Source organism: Thermus arciformis (assembly GCF_900102145.1).
Lineage (GTDB): Bacteria > Deinococcota > Deinococci > Deinococcales > Thermaceae > Thermus > Thermus arciformis.
The window spans coordinates 103943-117579 of the sequence record NZ_FNBC01000001.1 but is presented as its reverse complement, the minus strand read 5'-3'; the positions used below and the strand labels follow the sequence as shown (position 1 = coordinate 117579).

Here is a 13637-nt window from a genome sequence, read left to right as displayed (position 1 = left end):
CCCTCCTAGTGTATCCCTTTCCGGCAAGGGAAACCCCCGCCCCTTTGGGGCGGGGGGAAAGGCCCTTAGGCCGGGCCGAACATGTCGTTCCAAAGCCCCGTGGCCCAGCCGAAAGCGGCGGTGGCGTTGGCCTGGGAGCGCTGGTTGTCCACGGCGCTTTGGGCCTTGATCTGCTTGGCCGCCTCGTCCCAGGAGTAGTTGGCGGAGACCCAGATGGCCTCCTCGGAGTCCACGAAGGAGTAGCAGATGTTGTTGGGAAGCTCGGGGGGAATCTCCGCCAGGGGCTTGCCCTTAAGGCGCTCCACGATCTGCCGGGCCACGATGGTGCCGGAGACGTAGGCCACCATGCCGCTTTTGGGGTAAGGGGTGTTCCCGGTGATGTCCCCCACCAGGTAGATGCGGTCGTCCTTCTCCGAGAGGAAGTAGGGGATGCGCACGTTGGCCCAGCGCTCCCCAAGGCCCGCAGTGCGCACCAGCTCCCCGGCCTTCATGGGGGGGATGACGTTGGCCAGGGCGAAGGGAACGTCCCCGAGCTCGGTCATCACCACCTTCTTCCCGTAGTCCAGGCCGGTGATGCGGGTGTTGGGGACATACTCCAGGTAGTCCTTGTAGAGCTCGTTGTAGGCGGCCAAGAACCCGGGGGCCTTGGAGACGGGCTGGGGGTTGGCGTCCAAGACGATGACCTTCCCCTTCACCCCCTTGGTCTTGAGCCGCCAGGCCAGCATGGCCGCCCGCTCGTAGGGGCCAGGGGGGCAGCGGTAGGGGGGGTTGGGGATGTACATGACAAGCTCCCCCCCGGTCTCGTCAAACTGGTCCAGCATGCGGCGGAGGGCGACGTGCTCAAAGGGCTTGAAGCCCACGGGCAGGAGGTGCTTCACCTCGGCATACCCGGGGATGGCCTCGTACATGTAGTCAATGCCCGGGGCGAGGACCAGGAGGTCGTAGGCCAGGTAGCCCCCCGTGGTGCGCACCAGGCGGCGGTCGCGGTTGATGTCCAGGACCTTCTCCTGAACGAAGATGACCCCGTCTTTGACCACGTTGGTGTAGTCAAAGACGAGCCACTCCAAGGGCTTCACCCCCGCCAGGAAGAGGTTGGACATGGGGCAGGACATGAAGATGGGCTTCTGCTCCACGAGCACCACCTCCACCTCGGGGGCCTGCTGCTTCACCTTGCGGGCCACCGTGGTGCCGCCCCAGCCGCCCCCCACCACCACCACCCGGGGGGCCCGGGTGCGGGGGAGGAGGGTGGGGGGGCTCGCGTAGAACTCCTGGGCGAAGCCCTTGCCACCCAAGGCCCCGGCCGCGGCCAGGGCCGCCCCGGTTTTAAGAAGGTCCCTGCGGTTCACCTTTCCCATACGGCCTCCTCATTGACCCGGGCGGTACGGCTTCCCGCCCGTGGCTTCCAGGATCTCCGTCATCACCCGCTTCGCCTCCTGCAGCATGGCCACCGCCGGGCTTCCCATGACCCCCGGCATGATGGTCATGAGCATGGGCTCAATGGCCCCCACCAGGACGTCCTGCCCCATCTGCATGGCGAAGAAGCGGCAGGGGGCGGCGAAGCCCCCGGCGGGCTGGGTGAGGAACATGATGCGGGCCCACTCGCTCTTGCAGGGCATGATCACGGTCACCGGGCCCACCTTCACGTTGGGGAGAAGGTTTAGGCCGTTGGAGGTGAGCTCGGTCTCCACGAGGAGGACCACGTCCTCCACCTTGGCCGAGGGCACCCGGTAGAGGAGGGCGGGCATCAGGCCGCTGCTGGGGTCGGGCATGAGGGCGGGGGCCACCCGCTTCACGGGGCCCAGGCGGCCCAAGGCGGCCTCGAGGCGCCACACCAGGCGCTCCACCTCGCCCCCGTAGACCCCAAGCATGGAGAAGAGGAGCCTCCCGTCAAAGGTGCCCACCGTGTAGCGCTTCCCCTCGCCGGTGATGAAGACTGTGGGGGGCAGGACGATGGCGGCCATGGGGTTTTTGCTCACCGCCTCCACGCTCCCCGCCTCGGGCTTGAGCACCACGAGCCGGTAGTCGGGGAAGCCTGGGCCCGTCACCTGGCGCACCTGCTCGCCCAGGTTCAAGACCCGGTCCGCCTGGAGGCCCGCCGCCTCCAGGGCCTTCAGGGTCTTGGCCTCCACCTCCTCCAAGGCGCCTTGGACCTCCACCACCAGGGACTGGGCGAGGGCCAGGCCCAAAACCATGAGAACGGCCACCAGTCTTTTCATGATCCTCCCTCCACCTCTAGGCCGGCGTCCAGCCAGCCCTTGAAGCCATGGGCGATGTTCTTGGCGTTCTTGTAGCCTTTGGCCTGCAGAAAGGCCGCCACCACCGCGGAGACGCTCCCCGAGTTGCAGTAGACGAGGATCAGGGCCTCCTTGTCCTTGGGGAGCTCCCCCAGGCGGTCCGGGACCTCCCCGGCGTAGATGTGCACGGAACCCGGGATGTACCCCTTCCTGCGCTCCTCCTCCGTGCGCACGTCCAGGACGAAGGGCTCAAAGAGGAGAAGGTCCCGGGCCTCCGTGGGGTAGACCAGGTAGCCCGCCGGGGGCACCCGCTTGAGGAACTGGCCGAAGGCCTGGGTCCAGTCCCCCTCCCCCTGGGCCCTTCCCAGGGCGAGGAAGGGGAAGAGGGCGAGGAGGTCCCGGCGGCGCATGGCTACCTCGTGAAGAAGGGGAGCTCCTCAAAGGAGTGCCCCGCCTTCGTGGCCTCGGCCAGCATGTACAGGGTCAGGGCGATGTGCACGTCCGAGTAGAACTCGGGCTTGGGGATGGCGATGGACTCGTAGCAGAAGTCAATGCGGTCCTCCATGGTGTAGAGCTTGTCCTCCTCAAAGCGGTAGGCGGGCCACTCGTTGCCAAGGCCCTGCCTAGGGCTCCGCACCGGGGAAAGCCGCACCCTTTGCCCCGCGTGCTGGTCGTGGCAGACGGCGCAGCTCATGTCCCTGGCCCCGGCCCGGGTGTACCAGAGCTCCCGGCCCAGGTTGTACATGGCGAGCTCCTGGGGGTGCTTGGGCACCACCTGGATCTTGGCCTTGGAGGAGAAGCTGGCGATGTAGGTGGTGATGGCCCGCACCTCGTCCCGCTTGATCTCCTCGGGCTTGAAGCCCTGGACCCGCTGCATGCAGGTGTAGACCCTGGTCTCCAGGTCCTCCACCCGGCCCGTGTCGGGGAAGTACTTGGGCAAGAGGGCGTAGGCCCCTTCCAGAACCCCCTTCCCCTTGCCGAAGTCGCACTCCTCCAGGGTCTTGCCCGAGGGGCCTTTCCGGTAAAAGAGCTCCTTCCCCTCCTCCACGAAGAGGTCGCCGGGCAGGACCCCGAAGGTCTCCAGGTACATCTGGCGCTGGCGCATGGCCTCCTCAAAGGGGTCCAGGGGCTTGCTTTGCTGCGTGTACGCCGCAAGCCCCGCCAGCGCCCCAAAGGCCACCCCGGCCAGCAGGATCAGACGCTTCTTCCGCACGCTCACGGCTCACCTCCGGTTGATGGGGGAGTTGGGGTCCAGGAGGAAGGCCACCAGGTCGGCGGTCTCCTCGGGGGTGAAGAGGCCGTGCACCCCGCCCCGGTACATGAGGGAGCAGGGGACGAAGGCCCAGGCGTTGTAGATCTTCTCGTAGGTGTAGCGCACCACCGCCTCCGACTGCCCCCGCTGGCCGTAGCCCGTGAGGCTCGGCCCCATGGTCCCGTGGGCCACCTCCTTGGGGTCCCCAGCGTGGCAGGCGTAGCAGTTGCCCCGCTTGGGGTCGGTGAAGACCTTCTCCCCGTTCCTCCAGTCCCCCATGAGCTTCCCCGAGGCCGGGTACTTGATGAGGGCCTTCTGCTCCTCCAGGAACTTTGGCACGAGGTCGGCGGGCAGGCGGTCCCGGTACTGGGTGCAGAGGGCCTGGGCCTTGTCCTGGGAAAGCATCACCTGGGCGAACCTGGGGCCCCCTCCTTGGATGGCGGCCTCGAGGCGGGCCCGAAAAGGCCCTTGGGAAAGCCCCAGGCCCAGGAGCAAAACCCCAAAAGCCAAAACCGCTTTTCTCCTCATTCCCACACCTCCGGCACGCGGTAGTTGCGCCCGATGACCTTCACGTTGGGCTCGGGCCGGACGCGCACCCGGCCCACGGCCTTCAGGTACTCGGCGAGAACCTCGTAGATGGGCCTGGGCTCGTAGCCCGGCTTGGCCTCCCCCACCCGCTGGAGCCTCCCCCCGTAGGCGGCCGCCAAATAGCGGCGGTTCGGGTCCAGGGGCCTGCCCCCCACCTCCACCTCCCGGATGCGCTGCCCCGTGGGGGCGTCGGGGTCCAGAACGTAGCGGAGGCCAAAGACCCGGCTCACGTCCCCCCCCTGCTGGTAGAAGGGGTCAGGGGTAAAGACGTTGCTGGCGACGTCCTCCAGCACCGCCCTGATCTGCTCCCCCCGGAGGTAAAAGAGGTAAAGCTCGGGGTAGGTGAAGCCGGTGTAGGCGTAGAGGTGGTCCCAGGTGATGGCCTGCCCCGGGAGGATGGTGGTCCCCCAGCGCACCGCCGGGCTGAAGACCACCTCCACCTCGGGGTAAATGGCCCTCACCGCCTCCCCCACCAGCTGGTCCCAGGTGGAGTAGAGGGTGTCCCGCTTGTAGAGGAGGGTCTCGGAAAGGGCCAAGGGGGTGAAGAGGCGCTCCCGGTGGGGCCCCACCCGCCCCGCAAGCCAAGCCTCCACGTCCTCGGCCTTGGGGAGGTGCTGGGCCAAGACGGGCAGGACCCGCACCCGGAGGTTGGCGATCCCCCCCTTCCAAAGCTTCAGGTCCACCCGCATGAGGGCCTTGCCGGCGGCGCTTCCCGCCACGACCCAGGTCTTCCCCACCCGCCAGGGCCTGGGGGTGAGGTCGTGGGTGTGGCCGGAGAGGATGAGGTCAATGCCCCGGACCCGCTCCGCCAAGGCGGCGTCCAGCTGCATCCCGTTGTGGGAGAGGAGGACCACGGCGTCCGCCCCCTCGGCGCGGGCCTGGTCCACCGCCTCCTTTAGCCGCCTCTCGTCCAGGGCGAAGGAGAGGCCCTCGGTGAAGGTCTCGGGGTGGGAGACCTTGACGTAGGGGTAGGTGGCCCCCACCACCGCCAGGGCGTAAGGCCCCACCCGGTGGATGCGGTAGGCGGGGAAGAGGGGGTCGCCGAAGAGCTCGTCCACCACGTTGTAGGAAAGGTGCTCCCCCCGGAATTTCTTCAGGAGTTCCTCTACCCTTTCCCGCCCCAGGGTCCACTCCCAGTGGGTGACCATGTGGTCCACCCCGGTGAGGTTCTGCCACTCCACGAGGGCCTCCCCATTCGTCAGGAGGGAGAGGCCCGAGTTGGTCCAGGTGTCCCCCCCGTCCAGGACCAAGGCCCGGCCCCCCTCCGCTTCCACCCGGGCCTTCTGGTCGCGGATGAGGGCGGTGAGGGCGCCCATCCCCCCGATGGGGCCGAAGGCCCGGGCCAGCTCCACGAAGTCCACGTGGGAGAGGAGGTAGGCGAGGGGCGTGCCCCGCTCCACGCCGTAGTAGCGGAGGATGGCCTCTCCCGTGAGGTAGCCCGGGCGGCCCATGAGGGGCTTGGGGGCGATGAGGTTCGGGGGCTCCATGAAGTAGTGGGGGAAGGCCTGGCCGTGGAGGTCGGAGAAGAAGAGGAGGGTGGCGTCCCCGTAAGGGGGGAGGTCGTAGAGGGACCTGGGGTCCTCGAGGGCCTTCGCCAAGCCCCTGGGCCCCAGGACCGCCAGGGCGGAAAGAAGCTGAAGGAGCTCCCTCCGGTTCATCTAGACCCCACCGCCGGCTTGGTGTTGAAGTCGCTTTCCGGGTCCAGGAGGTAGGCCACCACGTCGGCGATCTCCTCGGGGGTGAGGAGGCCCTGGGCCCCGAAGCGGTACATGACGGTGCAAGGGAAGAAGGCCCAGGCGTTGTAGATCACCTCGTAGGTGTACCGCTGCACCGCCTCCGACTGGCCCCGATTGCGGCCGTATTTCTCCAGGCTCGGGCCCACATCGCCCCCCAGATGCTCGGGGGAGCCATAGTGGCAGGAGAAGCAGTTGGCCTTCTGCAGGTTGTTGAAGATGGCCCCGCCCTTCCTCCAGTCCCCCATGAGCTTCCCGGAAGCGGGGTACTTGATCAGGGCCCGCTGCTCTTCCAGGAACTTGGGAAGGAGGTCGGCGGGGAGGCGGTTCCGGTGGATGGAGCAGAGGGCCTGGTCGGGGCGCTGGTTGACGAAGACCTCGGCGTAGGCCTTACCCCCGGCCTGAATCCGCTTCAGCTCCTCCTCGGTGAGGTAGCGCTGGGCCAGGGCGAAGGCCAGGGCCAGGGCCAGGGCAAAAAGGGCTACGAGAACCTTACGCATGCTCCCTCCTCACCGCACGAAGGCGGGCCACTCCTCCACCACGGCCCCGTTGTTGTTGTAGGCCAGGAAGAGCTCCAGGGCCAGGATGGGCTGGGAGTAAAGGGCGGGCTGGGGGTGGGCGATGTTGCCGTAGCAGGCCCGGATGCGGTCCTGCATGGTCCAGGTCTGGTCGTTGGAGTAGCGGTAGGCGGGCCAGTGGGTCCAGGACTTGTCCTTGCCCAGGACGTCGGCGTAGGGCAGGACCCCGGCGCGCCGGCCCACGTAGGTCACGTGGCAGGTGGCGCAGCCCACGTCCCTGGCCCCGCTCCGGGCGTAGAAGAGCTTTTCCCCAAGGGCGTAGAGTTCCCGCTCTTCGGGGAAAAGGAGGCGGACTTGGATCCTGTGCCCCGTGGACTTGCTGGCGATGTAGAAGGCGATGGCCACCACCTCGGAGCGCTTCACCTGTTCGGGCTTGAAGCCCTGTACCCGGGTCATGCAGGTGACGATGCGGCTGTCCAGGTCCTCAACCCGGTTCGTGTCCAGGAAGTAGCGGGGAAGCCTGGCCGCCGCCCCCTCCAGGACCCCCTTTCCCAGGCCGAAGTCGCACTCGGCCATGGTCTTGCCGCTCGGGCCCTTGCGGTTAAAGAGCTCCTCCCCTTGGGCCACGATGAGCTCCGTGGGGAGGATGCCCGCGGTCTCCAAGAGGAGTTGCTTCTGGCGCTTGGCCTCCTCCCGGGGGTCCACCTGCCCTTGGGCCAAGGCTACCCCCACGAGAAGTGTGGCCAGGAACAAACCCACCGCCTTGCGCATAGCCCCCTCCATAAAGCGCCCGGGGTTTCCCCGGGCGCCATCCTTAAGCCAACTCCAGCTTGGCCGTGCCCTCGCCCGTGTCCCCGTCCGTGTCCTTGAGCTTGACGGTGAAGGTCCCCGGCTTCTCCGCCTTGAGCTTGAAGCCGTAGAGGGGGTTGGCGCTGGTGGAGGGCCCGGGCCGGGCCTCCGCCACCTTCTCCCCCTCAAAGTAGACCTCCACCAGGTTGATGTACTTGGCGGGGATGAGCTTCCCCTCGGCGTCCCGGCGGGTGCCGGGCTCGTTGGGGTGCTGGGCCACCGCCTGGAGCTTAAACTCCTCGCCCGCCTTGGGCTTGGCCGGGGTCAGACGCACGATCACGCGAATCGCCATGGTTCACCTCCTTAACCGCACCCGCCCACGGTGACCCGGGTGCTGGCCGAGGCCAGAAGGAGCTTGCCGTCCGCCGTCTCCACCACCGCCCGAATGGCCGTGGTCTCCGCCAGGCGGACCCGGGTGGCGTAGTAGGGCATGGCCTTCATGGGCATGAAGCTCACCAGGCGCGGGGTGGGGTTCTTGTCGGCGAAGAGGTGGATGGCCTTCACCTGGGCCGAGGGCAGGTTCACCTCCACCTCCGCGGGCACGTTGGCCCCGCTTTCGGCGATGGCGGGCATGGTGAGCTTGACCAGGTTGGAGGGGGTCAGGTCCTTGAAGCCCTTGCCCAGGGCCTCCTTCAGGGCCTTTTCCAGGTTGGCCAGGTCCTCGCCCTCGAGACCCTGGGCCCTCACGGGAAGCCCCGAGAGGGCCACGGCCCCAAGGGCCGCGCCGGTCGCCTTCAGAAACGCTCGCCTATTCACACGCACCTCCCTTGGCACACATCTGGCGAAGCTCCTTGAGGAACTCCGCCCGGGGCCGGCTGCCAAAGAGCCGGCCCACCTCTTCCCACGTCCCCTTGCGGTGGACGAGGAAGACGAAGGTCGGGGTGCCCGGCACCCGGAAGCGCCGGGCGAGCTCCTGCCCCTCCGGGGTCTCGGTGCCCACGGAGGCCACCACGAAGCGCTCCTCCAGGAAGCGGGCCACGGCGGGGTCGGAGAGGACGAAGGTGTTCATCTGGTCGCAGTAGGGGCAGTGGGGGCTGTGGAAGTAGACCATGAGCACCCGACTGTGGTCCACGGCCAGGGTCTGGGCCTGGGGGAAGGGGTACCAGCGCCCGAAGTCCGGCGCCGCCAGGGCCAGGCCCGTGAGGAGGAGCACCCAAAGTACCCGGTATCCGTACATGGCGTACACCGCCTGGGTACACCCAGGGACATTTATACCTTACCCCCCGGTCAGGGGAAAATCAAGGGTCGCAGGGAACAATTTTTGTGTAGCCATTCACGAGCTTCCCGCCCCTACCCCACACCGCCCATCCATACCTTAATAGGGTAGGTGCATTAAGCCAGGCTAAAGGTACACCCCTTGACGGGGGGTTAGGGACAAACTACCCTATACCCCGGAGGGTAAAGATGAAGCGGACCCTAATGGCTTTCCTCCTTCTCGGCGGCCTGGCCCTGGCCCAGGCGGACGGCGCCAAGCTCTACGCCCAGTGCGCGGGGTGCCACCAGGCAAACGGCCAAGGCCTCCCCGGGGCCTTCCCGGCCCTCGCGGGCCACGTGGCGGAGATCCTCTCCAAACAGGGGGGACGGGAGTACCTCATCAAGGCGCTCCTCTGGGGCCTCCAGGGCCAGATTGAGGTGAAGGGCATGAAGTACAACGGGGCCATGCCCGCCTTCAATGGCCTAAAGGACGAGGAGATCGCCGCGGTCCTCAACCACATCGCCACCGCCTGGGGCGACGACAAGAAGGTGAAGGACTTCAAGCCCTTCACCGCCGAGGAGGTGAAGAAGCTCCGGGCCCAGAAGCTCACCCCCCAGCAGGTGCTGGAGGAGCGGAAGAAGCTCGGCCTGAAGTAATACCACCCCATGCTGGCTTGCGCCAGCATGGGGGCCCCGGTAAAAGCGAAAACGAGGCCTGGGGAGTACCCCAGGCCCTTCCGGTTTAATGGAAGGGTGCTGGAGCTCTACTTGGAAAAGGCCTTCCCCGGGTTCCGCCTCTCCGTGGAGCTTTCCGTGGCCGAGGGGGAGACCCTGGCCCTCCTCGGGCCTTCGGGAAGCGGGAAGAGCACCCTGCTCAGGCTCATCGCCGGGCTCCTTAGGCCCGATGGGGGCTTCGTGCGCTTCCTTGGGGAGGACCTCACCCCGCTTCCCCCGGAAAGGCGGAAGGTGGGCTTTCTCTTCCAGGACTACGCCCTCTTCCCCCACCTCACCGTGGCGGAAAACGTGGCCTTTGGCCTTTTGGAGGCCCGCTGGCCAAGGGAGGCGAGGGAGGCCCGGGTGCGGGAGCTCCTTAAGCGCATGGAGCTCACCCCTCACGCCAGAAAGCGCCCCCAGGAGCTTTCGGGCGGGGAGCAGCAACGGGTGGCCCTGGCCCGGGCCTTGGCCCCTAGGCCCAGGCTCCTCCTCCTGGACGAGCCCTTAGGGGCCCTGGACCTGAGGCTTCGGGAAGAGCTCCTCTTCTTCCTGCGCCGGACGCTAAAGGAAGAGGGGGTCACCGCCCTCCTCGTGACCCACGACCAGGGGGAGGCCTTCCTCCTGGCCCACCGGGTGGCCCTCATGCGGGAAGGCCGTCTGGTGCAGGTGGGCAGGCCGGAGGAGGTCTACGCCCGCCCCAAGGACGCCTGGGCCGCCCGCTTCCTGGGGCACAAGAACCTCCTCTCCCCCGGGGAAAGCCAGGCCCTAGGCCTTCCCCCAAGGGTCCACCTCCTTCCCCCAAAGGCCCTCGCCCTTGGGGGAGGCCTGGAGGGGGTGGTGGAGGAGCGGCTTTTCTTCGGGCCCCGGGTGGGGCTTTGGGCGCGGGTGGGGGGGGTGCGGCTCTACCTCGAGGCCCCCGAGGGCCCGGAAGAGGGCGCCCCCATAGCCCTCCGCCTGGACCCCGCCCAGGCGGTACCCTTGGAGGGATGAGGCGCTTCGCCCTCCTCTTGGGCGGCCCCCTCCTGGCCACGGAGGCCTTGAAGGAGAGGCTTGAGGGCTACCGCCTCCTGGCGGCGGACTCCGGAGGGCGGCACGCCTTGGCCTTAGGGCTTACCCCGGAGCTTTGGCTTGGGGACTTTGACTCAAGCCCCCCTTGGCTCCAGGAGGCCCTTTCCGCGCCCAAGGAGGTCCTTCCCCGGGAGAAGGACCTCACGGACGGGGAGGCCCTCCTCCGGAAGGCCCTGGAGCTTGGGGCGGAGGAGGTCCTCCTCCTGGGGGCTTTGGGCGGGCGGCTGGACCACACCCTGGCCCACCTGGAGCTCGCCTTCCTCCTCCTGGAAAAGGGGGTGCGGGTGGAGCTCACGGACGGGCTCGCCCGGGCCTTCCCCCTCCTCCCGGGCCTCCACGCCTTTTCCCTGGAGCCCGGAACCCCCTTCAGCCTCCTCCCCTTCCCCGAGGCCGCCCTGGGGGTGGAGGGGGCGCGGTGGGACCTTCCCCCCACGCCCCTCAAGGCCACCACCCTCACCCTGGAAAACCAGGCCCTCGGGCCCATCCGGGTGCGGGTAGTGGAAGGCCGGGCGGTGCTCTACCTCTTCTGAGCCCCTCCCTGACCCCAAGAGGGGCGGAGGGAAAGTCCTTGACAGGGGAAAAGGGGGAAGCTACACTAGCCTTTGGCGTTTGGGCCGCTAGCTCAACCGGTAGAGCAACCGACTCTTAATCGGTGGGTTACAGGTTCGAGTCCTGTGCGGCCCACCAAAGCCCCCGGGGAAACCCGGGGATTTCCCTTAAGATGGGGCCCATGGAGCTTCCCCAAAGCCCCCTGGACCTCCTCTCCCTGGACCTCCCCCAGGGCGAGCCTTGGGGCTACGCCCTGGCCCAGGCCCTCCTGAAAGCCCCCTGGGCCTGGCGGGCCCTGAGACCCACCCCCGGGCTTCTGGACCTCATCCGGCTGGACCTCGAGGAGGCCTTCCTAAGGCTCCAGGAAAGGCGGGCCTCCTTTCCCCTAGGAAGCCTCGGGGAACGCCCCCCCACCCCGGCGGAGGAAGAGGCCCTAGAGGCCCTCCTCGCCCGGGACCCCGAGGCGCTGGTGCGGGTCCTGCGGGCCCACGGGCCCTGGCCCTTCGCCCTATATAGGGCCTTCCGCTTTGACGGGGCTCTCCGCCCCCTCCCCCACCCCCGCCTGCCCAAAGAAGGGGAGCTTCTGGGGTACGAGGGCCAGCTCAAGGCCCTGAGGGAGAACGCCGAGCGCTTCCTTTCCGGAAGGCCCGCCCTCCACACCCTCCTCTATGGGGCCCGGGGCACGGGGAAAAGCACCGCGGCCAAAAGCCTCCTCCACCTGCCCGAAGCCCGCATGGTGGAGGTGGAAAAGGGCGCCCTTTTCCGCCTGGAGGAGCTTCTAGAAAGGCTTTCCCTCCTTCCCCACCGCTTCTTCCTCTTCCTGGACGACCTTTCCTTGGACCCCGAGGACGAGGCCTTCCACCACCTTAAAGCCCTCCTGGAAGGAAGCCTCGAGGGCCCCCCCGAGAACGTCCTCCTCCTCGCCACCTCCAACCGCCGCCACCTGGTGCGCCGCCTGGGGGAAAACCCCCTCCCCGGGGAGGCCCCCGAGGCCTGGGACGCCCTCCAGGAGGAGCTGGCCCTGGCGGAGCGCTTCGGGCTCGTGCTCACCTTCCCGCCCTTTGACAAGGCCCTCTTCCTCCGGGCCGTGGCCCACCACCTGGGCCGCCCCCTCACCCAAGAGGAGGAAGCGGAGGCCCTGCGCTTCGCCCTAAGCCGGGGCTTCTCCGGGCGGGCGGCCAGGCAGTTCGCCCAAAGCTGTTGACAGGCGCTCAATTATCGTGGCAGTATTTGAGGTATGCGTACAGGATCATTCCGAATGAATCAGCTGTTGAAAAAAGTTAGGCTCAACCAGTTTAAGCTTCCCCAATTTCAACGTGATTTTGTCTGGAATGAAGCCCAGGTTGCTCTACTCATAGACTCCATTGCGCGCAATTACCCTATTGGATCGCTACTTTTGTTAGAGCCAAGCCCTGAGATTCGCCTAAGCACTCGCCCTCTTCAGGTTGCTGTGGATGATTCAGAGTCCACCTTGGGAAATAGCCTTTCGGAAAACCCCCCTGAAGATGAAGATACGCCAACTGAGGGGCAGGAATTGCTTATATTGGATGGCCAACAAAGAATGACCTCCATTGTTCGCGTATTGCTAAACGCCCACCCTCAGAAAACTTATTGGTTTGATCTGCAAGCGCTATACAGCTCATTTGAAGATGAGCGGTCGGATTGGATCAAGAAAACTTCTTTTGCGGGAGTGAAAGATCCAACCCGCAATAATGGGCGGTGGGTGCGCGCAGATCTTGTCACCGAAGGAGAAGAGCAAAAACACGTCATTGACTATTTTCTGGGTTTCTTTAAAGAGGAGCGAGATAAGGCAATGAAAGCGATACAAAAAGTTAACCGTATATTTGAAACCATCCGCAATTATGAGGTTCCCTATATCCTTTTGGACGGGCAAGAGGGGATAGAGGCCATTTGCCGCATCTTTGAAACAATAAATTCAACCGGAACGCGCTTAACTACCTTTGATCTTGCTGTTGCACGTTATTTCCCAGAGCCAGACCTTAGAAATTTATACGAAAGAGCCCGAAGCTCTCATAATCTACTCAAACGCTTTGATATAGACGGCGAACGAATCCTTCAAATTATCGTCCTTATTGAGAAAAACACCGAGCCTTCTCGCAGCGAACAACTCAAACTTAGAAAAGAAGACATTAACAAAAACTGGGATAAAGCAGTTTCAGCTCTGGTTTCCGCTATAAAGTGGGCGCAAAGCGAGTGCGGCCTCGAGCCAAGGTATTATGTTGGCGAAAGTCAGTTAGTAGCTCTTGCCGGAGCTCTAGCTGATTTAGAGCCCAAGAAGCAACAGGCATTCCTTGTAGAAAAGCGAGACAAATTGGTGCAATGGTTTTTCGCAAATGTTTTACAAAGTGGTTTTAGGGCTACAAATTACAGAATCTTCATTCACTACAAAAGCCTTCAAAAACTTTTAGAGGAAGGGCAAATCCCAGAGGATGATCTACCTGAGGTTAAACTTGATCTTGAAAGTTTGATTAACCTCGCAAAAAGCGATAATAGATATAAAGCCATTCAAGCCCTCTTAAGGCGGGTGATCCCTGAAGATTTTTACTCGGGTTCCAGGATAGAATCAGATGTTTTGGAAATTCACCACATTTTTCCTCGGTCTTTTGGTGGAAAGAAGAAGGTAGACTCTATCGCAAATTTGGTACCCCTAACCAGCGAGAGCAATCAACTCCTTTCAAACAGAAATCCGTCAGACTACATTCGCGATCTTAAGGATCGTATGGGTATAAATGTGGCGAACCATCGCTTAAGGAATGCTTTGTTACCCATTCAATTCACCCCTGGTGGAGAGATAAACCCTCTCATCTTGTCAGACGATCAGTACGAAACCTTCTTGCGTGAGAGAGGCAAGCTCATTCTGGAAAAAATAAAGGAGGTCTTAGGCAATCGCCTTGCCGAAAACCCCCCTGACGATTAA

At 64.9% G+C, this 13637-nt stretch carries 16 protein-coding genes and 1 tRNA gene; 6 read left to right on the top strand and 11 right to left on the bottom strand.

The annotated features are described in order from the left end of the window. Positions 1–65 precede the first annotated feature (65 nt). From BLP62_RS00740 to BLP62_RS00690, 11 genes are read right to left on the bottom strand one after another with little or no spacing between them, the layout of a single operon-like run. Positions 66–1355 carry an FAD-dependent oxidoreductase gene (locus BLP62_RS00740; RefSeq protein WP_093004882.1) on the bottom strand — a complete coding sequence of 430 codons (1290 nt, stop codon included), beginning with the start codon at positions 1353–1355 and terminating at the stop codon, positions 66–68. Between the two features lie 9 nt (positions 1356–1364). Continuing rightward, the gene (locus BLP62_RS00735; RefSeq protein ID WP_093004880.1) at positions 1365–2216 is read right to left on the bottom strand and encodes a translation initiation factor 2; all 852 of its coding nucleotides are present in this window, start codon (positions 2214–2216) and stop codon (positions 1365–1367) included. Further along, entirely contained in the window at positions 2213–2644 is a 432-nt protein-coding gene (locus BLP62_RS00730) for a rhodanese-like domain-containing protein (protein ID WP_093004878.1), read from the bottom strand. The genes BLP62_RS00735 and BLP62_RS00730 overlap by 4 nt, the downstream gene beginning before the upstream one ends. Positions 2645–2646: 2 nt before the next feature. Beyond that, positions 2647–3453: a sulfur oxidation c-type cytochrome SoxA gene (gene soxA, locus BLP62_RS00725; protein ID WP_093004876.1), complete on the bottom strand. Its 807-nt coding sequence runs from the start codon at positions 3451–3453 to the stop codon at positions 2647–2649. Positions 3454–3456: 3 nt separating this feature from the next. After that, on the bottom strand, positions 3457–4014 hold the full coding sequence (gene soxX / locus BLP62_RS00720) for a sulfur oxidation c-type cytochrome SoxX (protein WP_093004874.1): 558 nt from the start codon (positions 4012–4014) through the stop codon (positions 3457–3459). Continuing rightward, entirely contained in the window at positions 4011–5732 is a 1722-nt protein-coding gene (gene soxB, locus BLP62_RS00715; RefSeq protein ID WP_093004872.1) for a thiosulfohydrolase SoxB, read from the bottom strand. Before soxB ends, soxX (BLP62_RS00720) begins: the two co-directional genes overlap by 4 nt. Further along, positions 5729–6307, bottom strand: coding sequence for a sulfur oxidation c-type cytochrome SoxX (soxX, locus tag BLP62_RS00710; protein WP_093004870.1), 579 nt, complete (start codon positions 6305–6307; stop codon positions 5729–5731). Before soxX (BLP62_RS00710) ends, soxB begins: the two co-directional genes overlap by 4 nt. Positions 6308–6316: 9 nt before the next feature. Continuing rightward, the gene (gene soxA / locus BLP62_RS00705; protein WP_093004868.1) at positions 6317–7096 is read right to left on the bottom strand and encodes a sulfur oxidation c-type cytochrome SoxA; all 780 of its coding nucleotides are present in this window, start codon (positions 7094–7096) and stop codon (positions 6317–6319) included. Positions 7097–7139: 43 nt separating this feature from the next. Continuing rightward, on the bottom strand, positions 7140–7466 hold the full coding sequence (soxZ, locus tag BLP62_RS00700; RefSeq protein ID WP_093004866.1) for a thiosulfate oxidation carrier complex protein SoxZ: 327 nt from the start codon (positions 7464–7466) through the stop codon (positions 7140–7142). Between the two features lie 11 nt (positions 7467–7477). Next, on the bottom strand, positions 7478–7930 hold the full coding sequence (soxY, locus tag BLP62_RS00695; RefSeq protein WP_093004864.1) for a thiosulfate oxidation carrier protein SoxY: 453 nt from the start codon (positions 7928–7930) through the stop codon (positions 7478–7480). After that, positions 7923–8351: a SoxW family protein gene (locus BLP62_RS00690; protein WP_093004988.1), complete on the bottom strand. Its 429-nt coding sequence runs from the start codon at positions 8349–8351 to the stop codon at positions 7923–7925. Before BLP62_RS00690 ends, soxY begins: the two co-directional genes overlap by 8 nt. Before the next feature lie 227 nt (positions 8352–8578). Between BLP62_RS00690 and cycA the strand changes: the two genes are divergently transcribed. The 6 genes from cycA to BLP62_RS00660 all read left to right on the top strand — a co-directional run bounded on the left by cycA (position 8579) and on the right by BLP62_RS00660 (position 13637). Next, positions 8579–9025 carry a cytochrome C-552 gene (gene cycA, locus BLP62_RS00685; RefSeq protein WP_093004862.1) on the top strand — a complete coding sequence of 149 codons (447 nt, stop codon included), beginning with the start codon at positions 8579–8581 and terminating at the stop codon, positions 9023–9025. A gap of 96 nt (positions 9026–9121) precedes the next feature. Then, on the top strand, positions 9122–10072 hold the full coding sequence (locus BLP62_RS00680; RefSeq protein WP_176758108.1) for an ABC transporter ATP-binding protein: 951 nt from the start codon (positions 9122–9124) through the stop codon (positions 10070–10072). Beyond that, the gene (locus tag BLP62_RS00675; protein ID WP_093004858.1) at positions 10069–10680 is read left to right on the top strand and encodes a thiamine diphosphokinase; all 612 of its coding nucleotides are present in this window, start codon (positions 10069–10071) and stop codon (positions 10678–10680) included. Before BLP62_RS00680 ends, BLP62_RS00675 begins: the two co-directional genes overlap by 4 nt. An 81-nt stretch (positions 10681–10761) precedes the next feature. Next, positions 10762–10837 (top strand) — tRNA-Lys (locus tag BLP62_RS00670). A gap of 43 nt (positions 10838–10880) precedes the next feature. Then, positions 10881–11903: a DUF815 domain-containing protein gene (locus tag BLP62_RS00665; RefSeq protein ID WP_420918344.1), complete on the top strand. Its 1023-nt coding sequence runs from the start codon at positions 10881–10883 to the stop codon at positions 11901–11903. 66 nt (positions 11904–11969) lie between these two features. Then, the gene (locus tag BLP62_RS00660) at positions 11970–13637 is read left to right on the top strand and encodes a GmrSD restriction endonuclease domain-containing protein (protein ID WP_176758107.1); all 1668 of its coding nucleotides are present in this window, start codon (positions 11970–11972) and stop codon (positions 13635–13637) included.

Excerpts from the sequence above, each read along its gene's own strand:
- BLP62_RS00675 (WP_093004858.1), top strand. The coding sequence starts at position 10,069 with ATGAGGCGCTTCGCCCTCCTCTTGGGCGGCCCCCTCCTGGCCACGGAG.
- soxX (WP_093004874.1), bottom strand. The coding sequence starts at position 4,014 with ATGAGGAGAAAAGCGGTTTTGGCTTTTGGGGTTTTGCTCCTGGGCCTG.
- cycA (WP_093004862.1), top strand. The coding sequence starts at position 8,579 with ATGAAGCGGACCCTAATGGCTTTCCTCCTTCTCGGCGGCCTGGCCCTG.
- soxX (WP_093004870.1), bottom strand. The coding sequence starts at position 6,307 with ATGCGTAAGGTTCTCGTAGCCCTTTTTGCCCTGGCCCTGGCCCTGGCC.
- soxB (WP_093004872.1), bottom strand. The coding sequence starts at position 5,732 with ATGAACCGGAGGGAGCTCCTTCAGCTTCTTTCCGCCCTGGCGGTCCTG.
- soxZ (WP_093004866.1), bottom strand. The coding sequence starts at position 7,466 with ATGGCGATTCGCGTGATCGTGCGTCTGACCCCGGCCAAGCCCAAGGCG.
- soxA (WP_093004868.1), bottom strand. The coding sequence starts at position 7,096 with ATGCGCAAGGCGGTGGGTTTGTTCCTGGCCACACTTCTCGTGGGGGTA.
- BLP62_RS00665 (WP_420918344.1), top strand. The coding sequence starts at position 10,881 with ATGGAGCTTCCCCAAAGCCCCCTGGACCTCCTCTCCCTGGACCTCCCC.
- BLP62_RS00740 (WP_093004882.1), bottom strand. The coding sequence starts at position 1,355 with ATGGGAAAGGTGAACCGCAGGGACCTTCTTAAAACCGGGGCGGCCCTG.
- BLP62_RS00730 (WP_093004878.1), bottom strand. The coding sequence starts at position 2,644 with ATGCGCCGCCGGGACCTCCTCGCCCTCTTCCCCTTCCTCGCCCTGGGA.
- BLP62_RS00690 (WP_093004988.1), bottom strand. The coding sequence starts at position 8,351 with ATGTACGGATACCGGGTACTTTGGGTGCTCCTCCTCACGGGCCTGGCC.
- BLP62_RS00735 (WP_093004880.1), bottom strand. The coding sequence starts at position 2,216 with ATGAAAAGACTGGTGGCCGTTCTCATGGTTTTGGGCCTGGCCCTCGCC.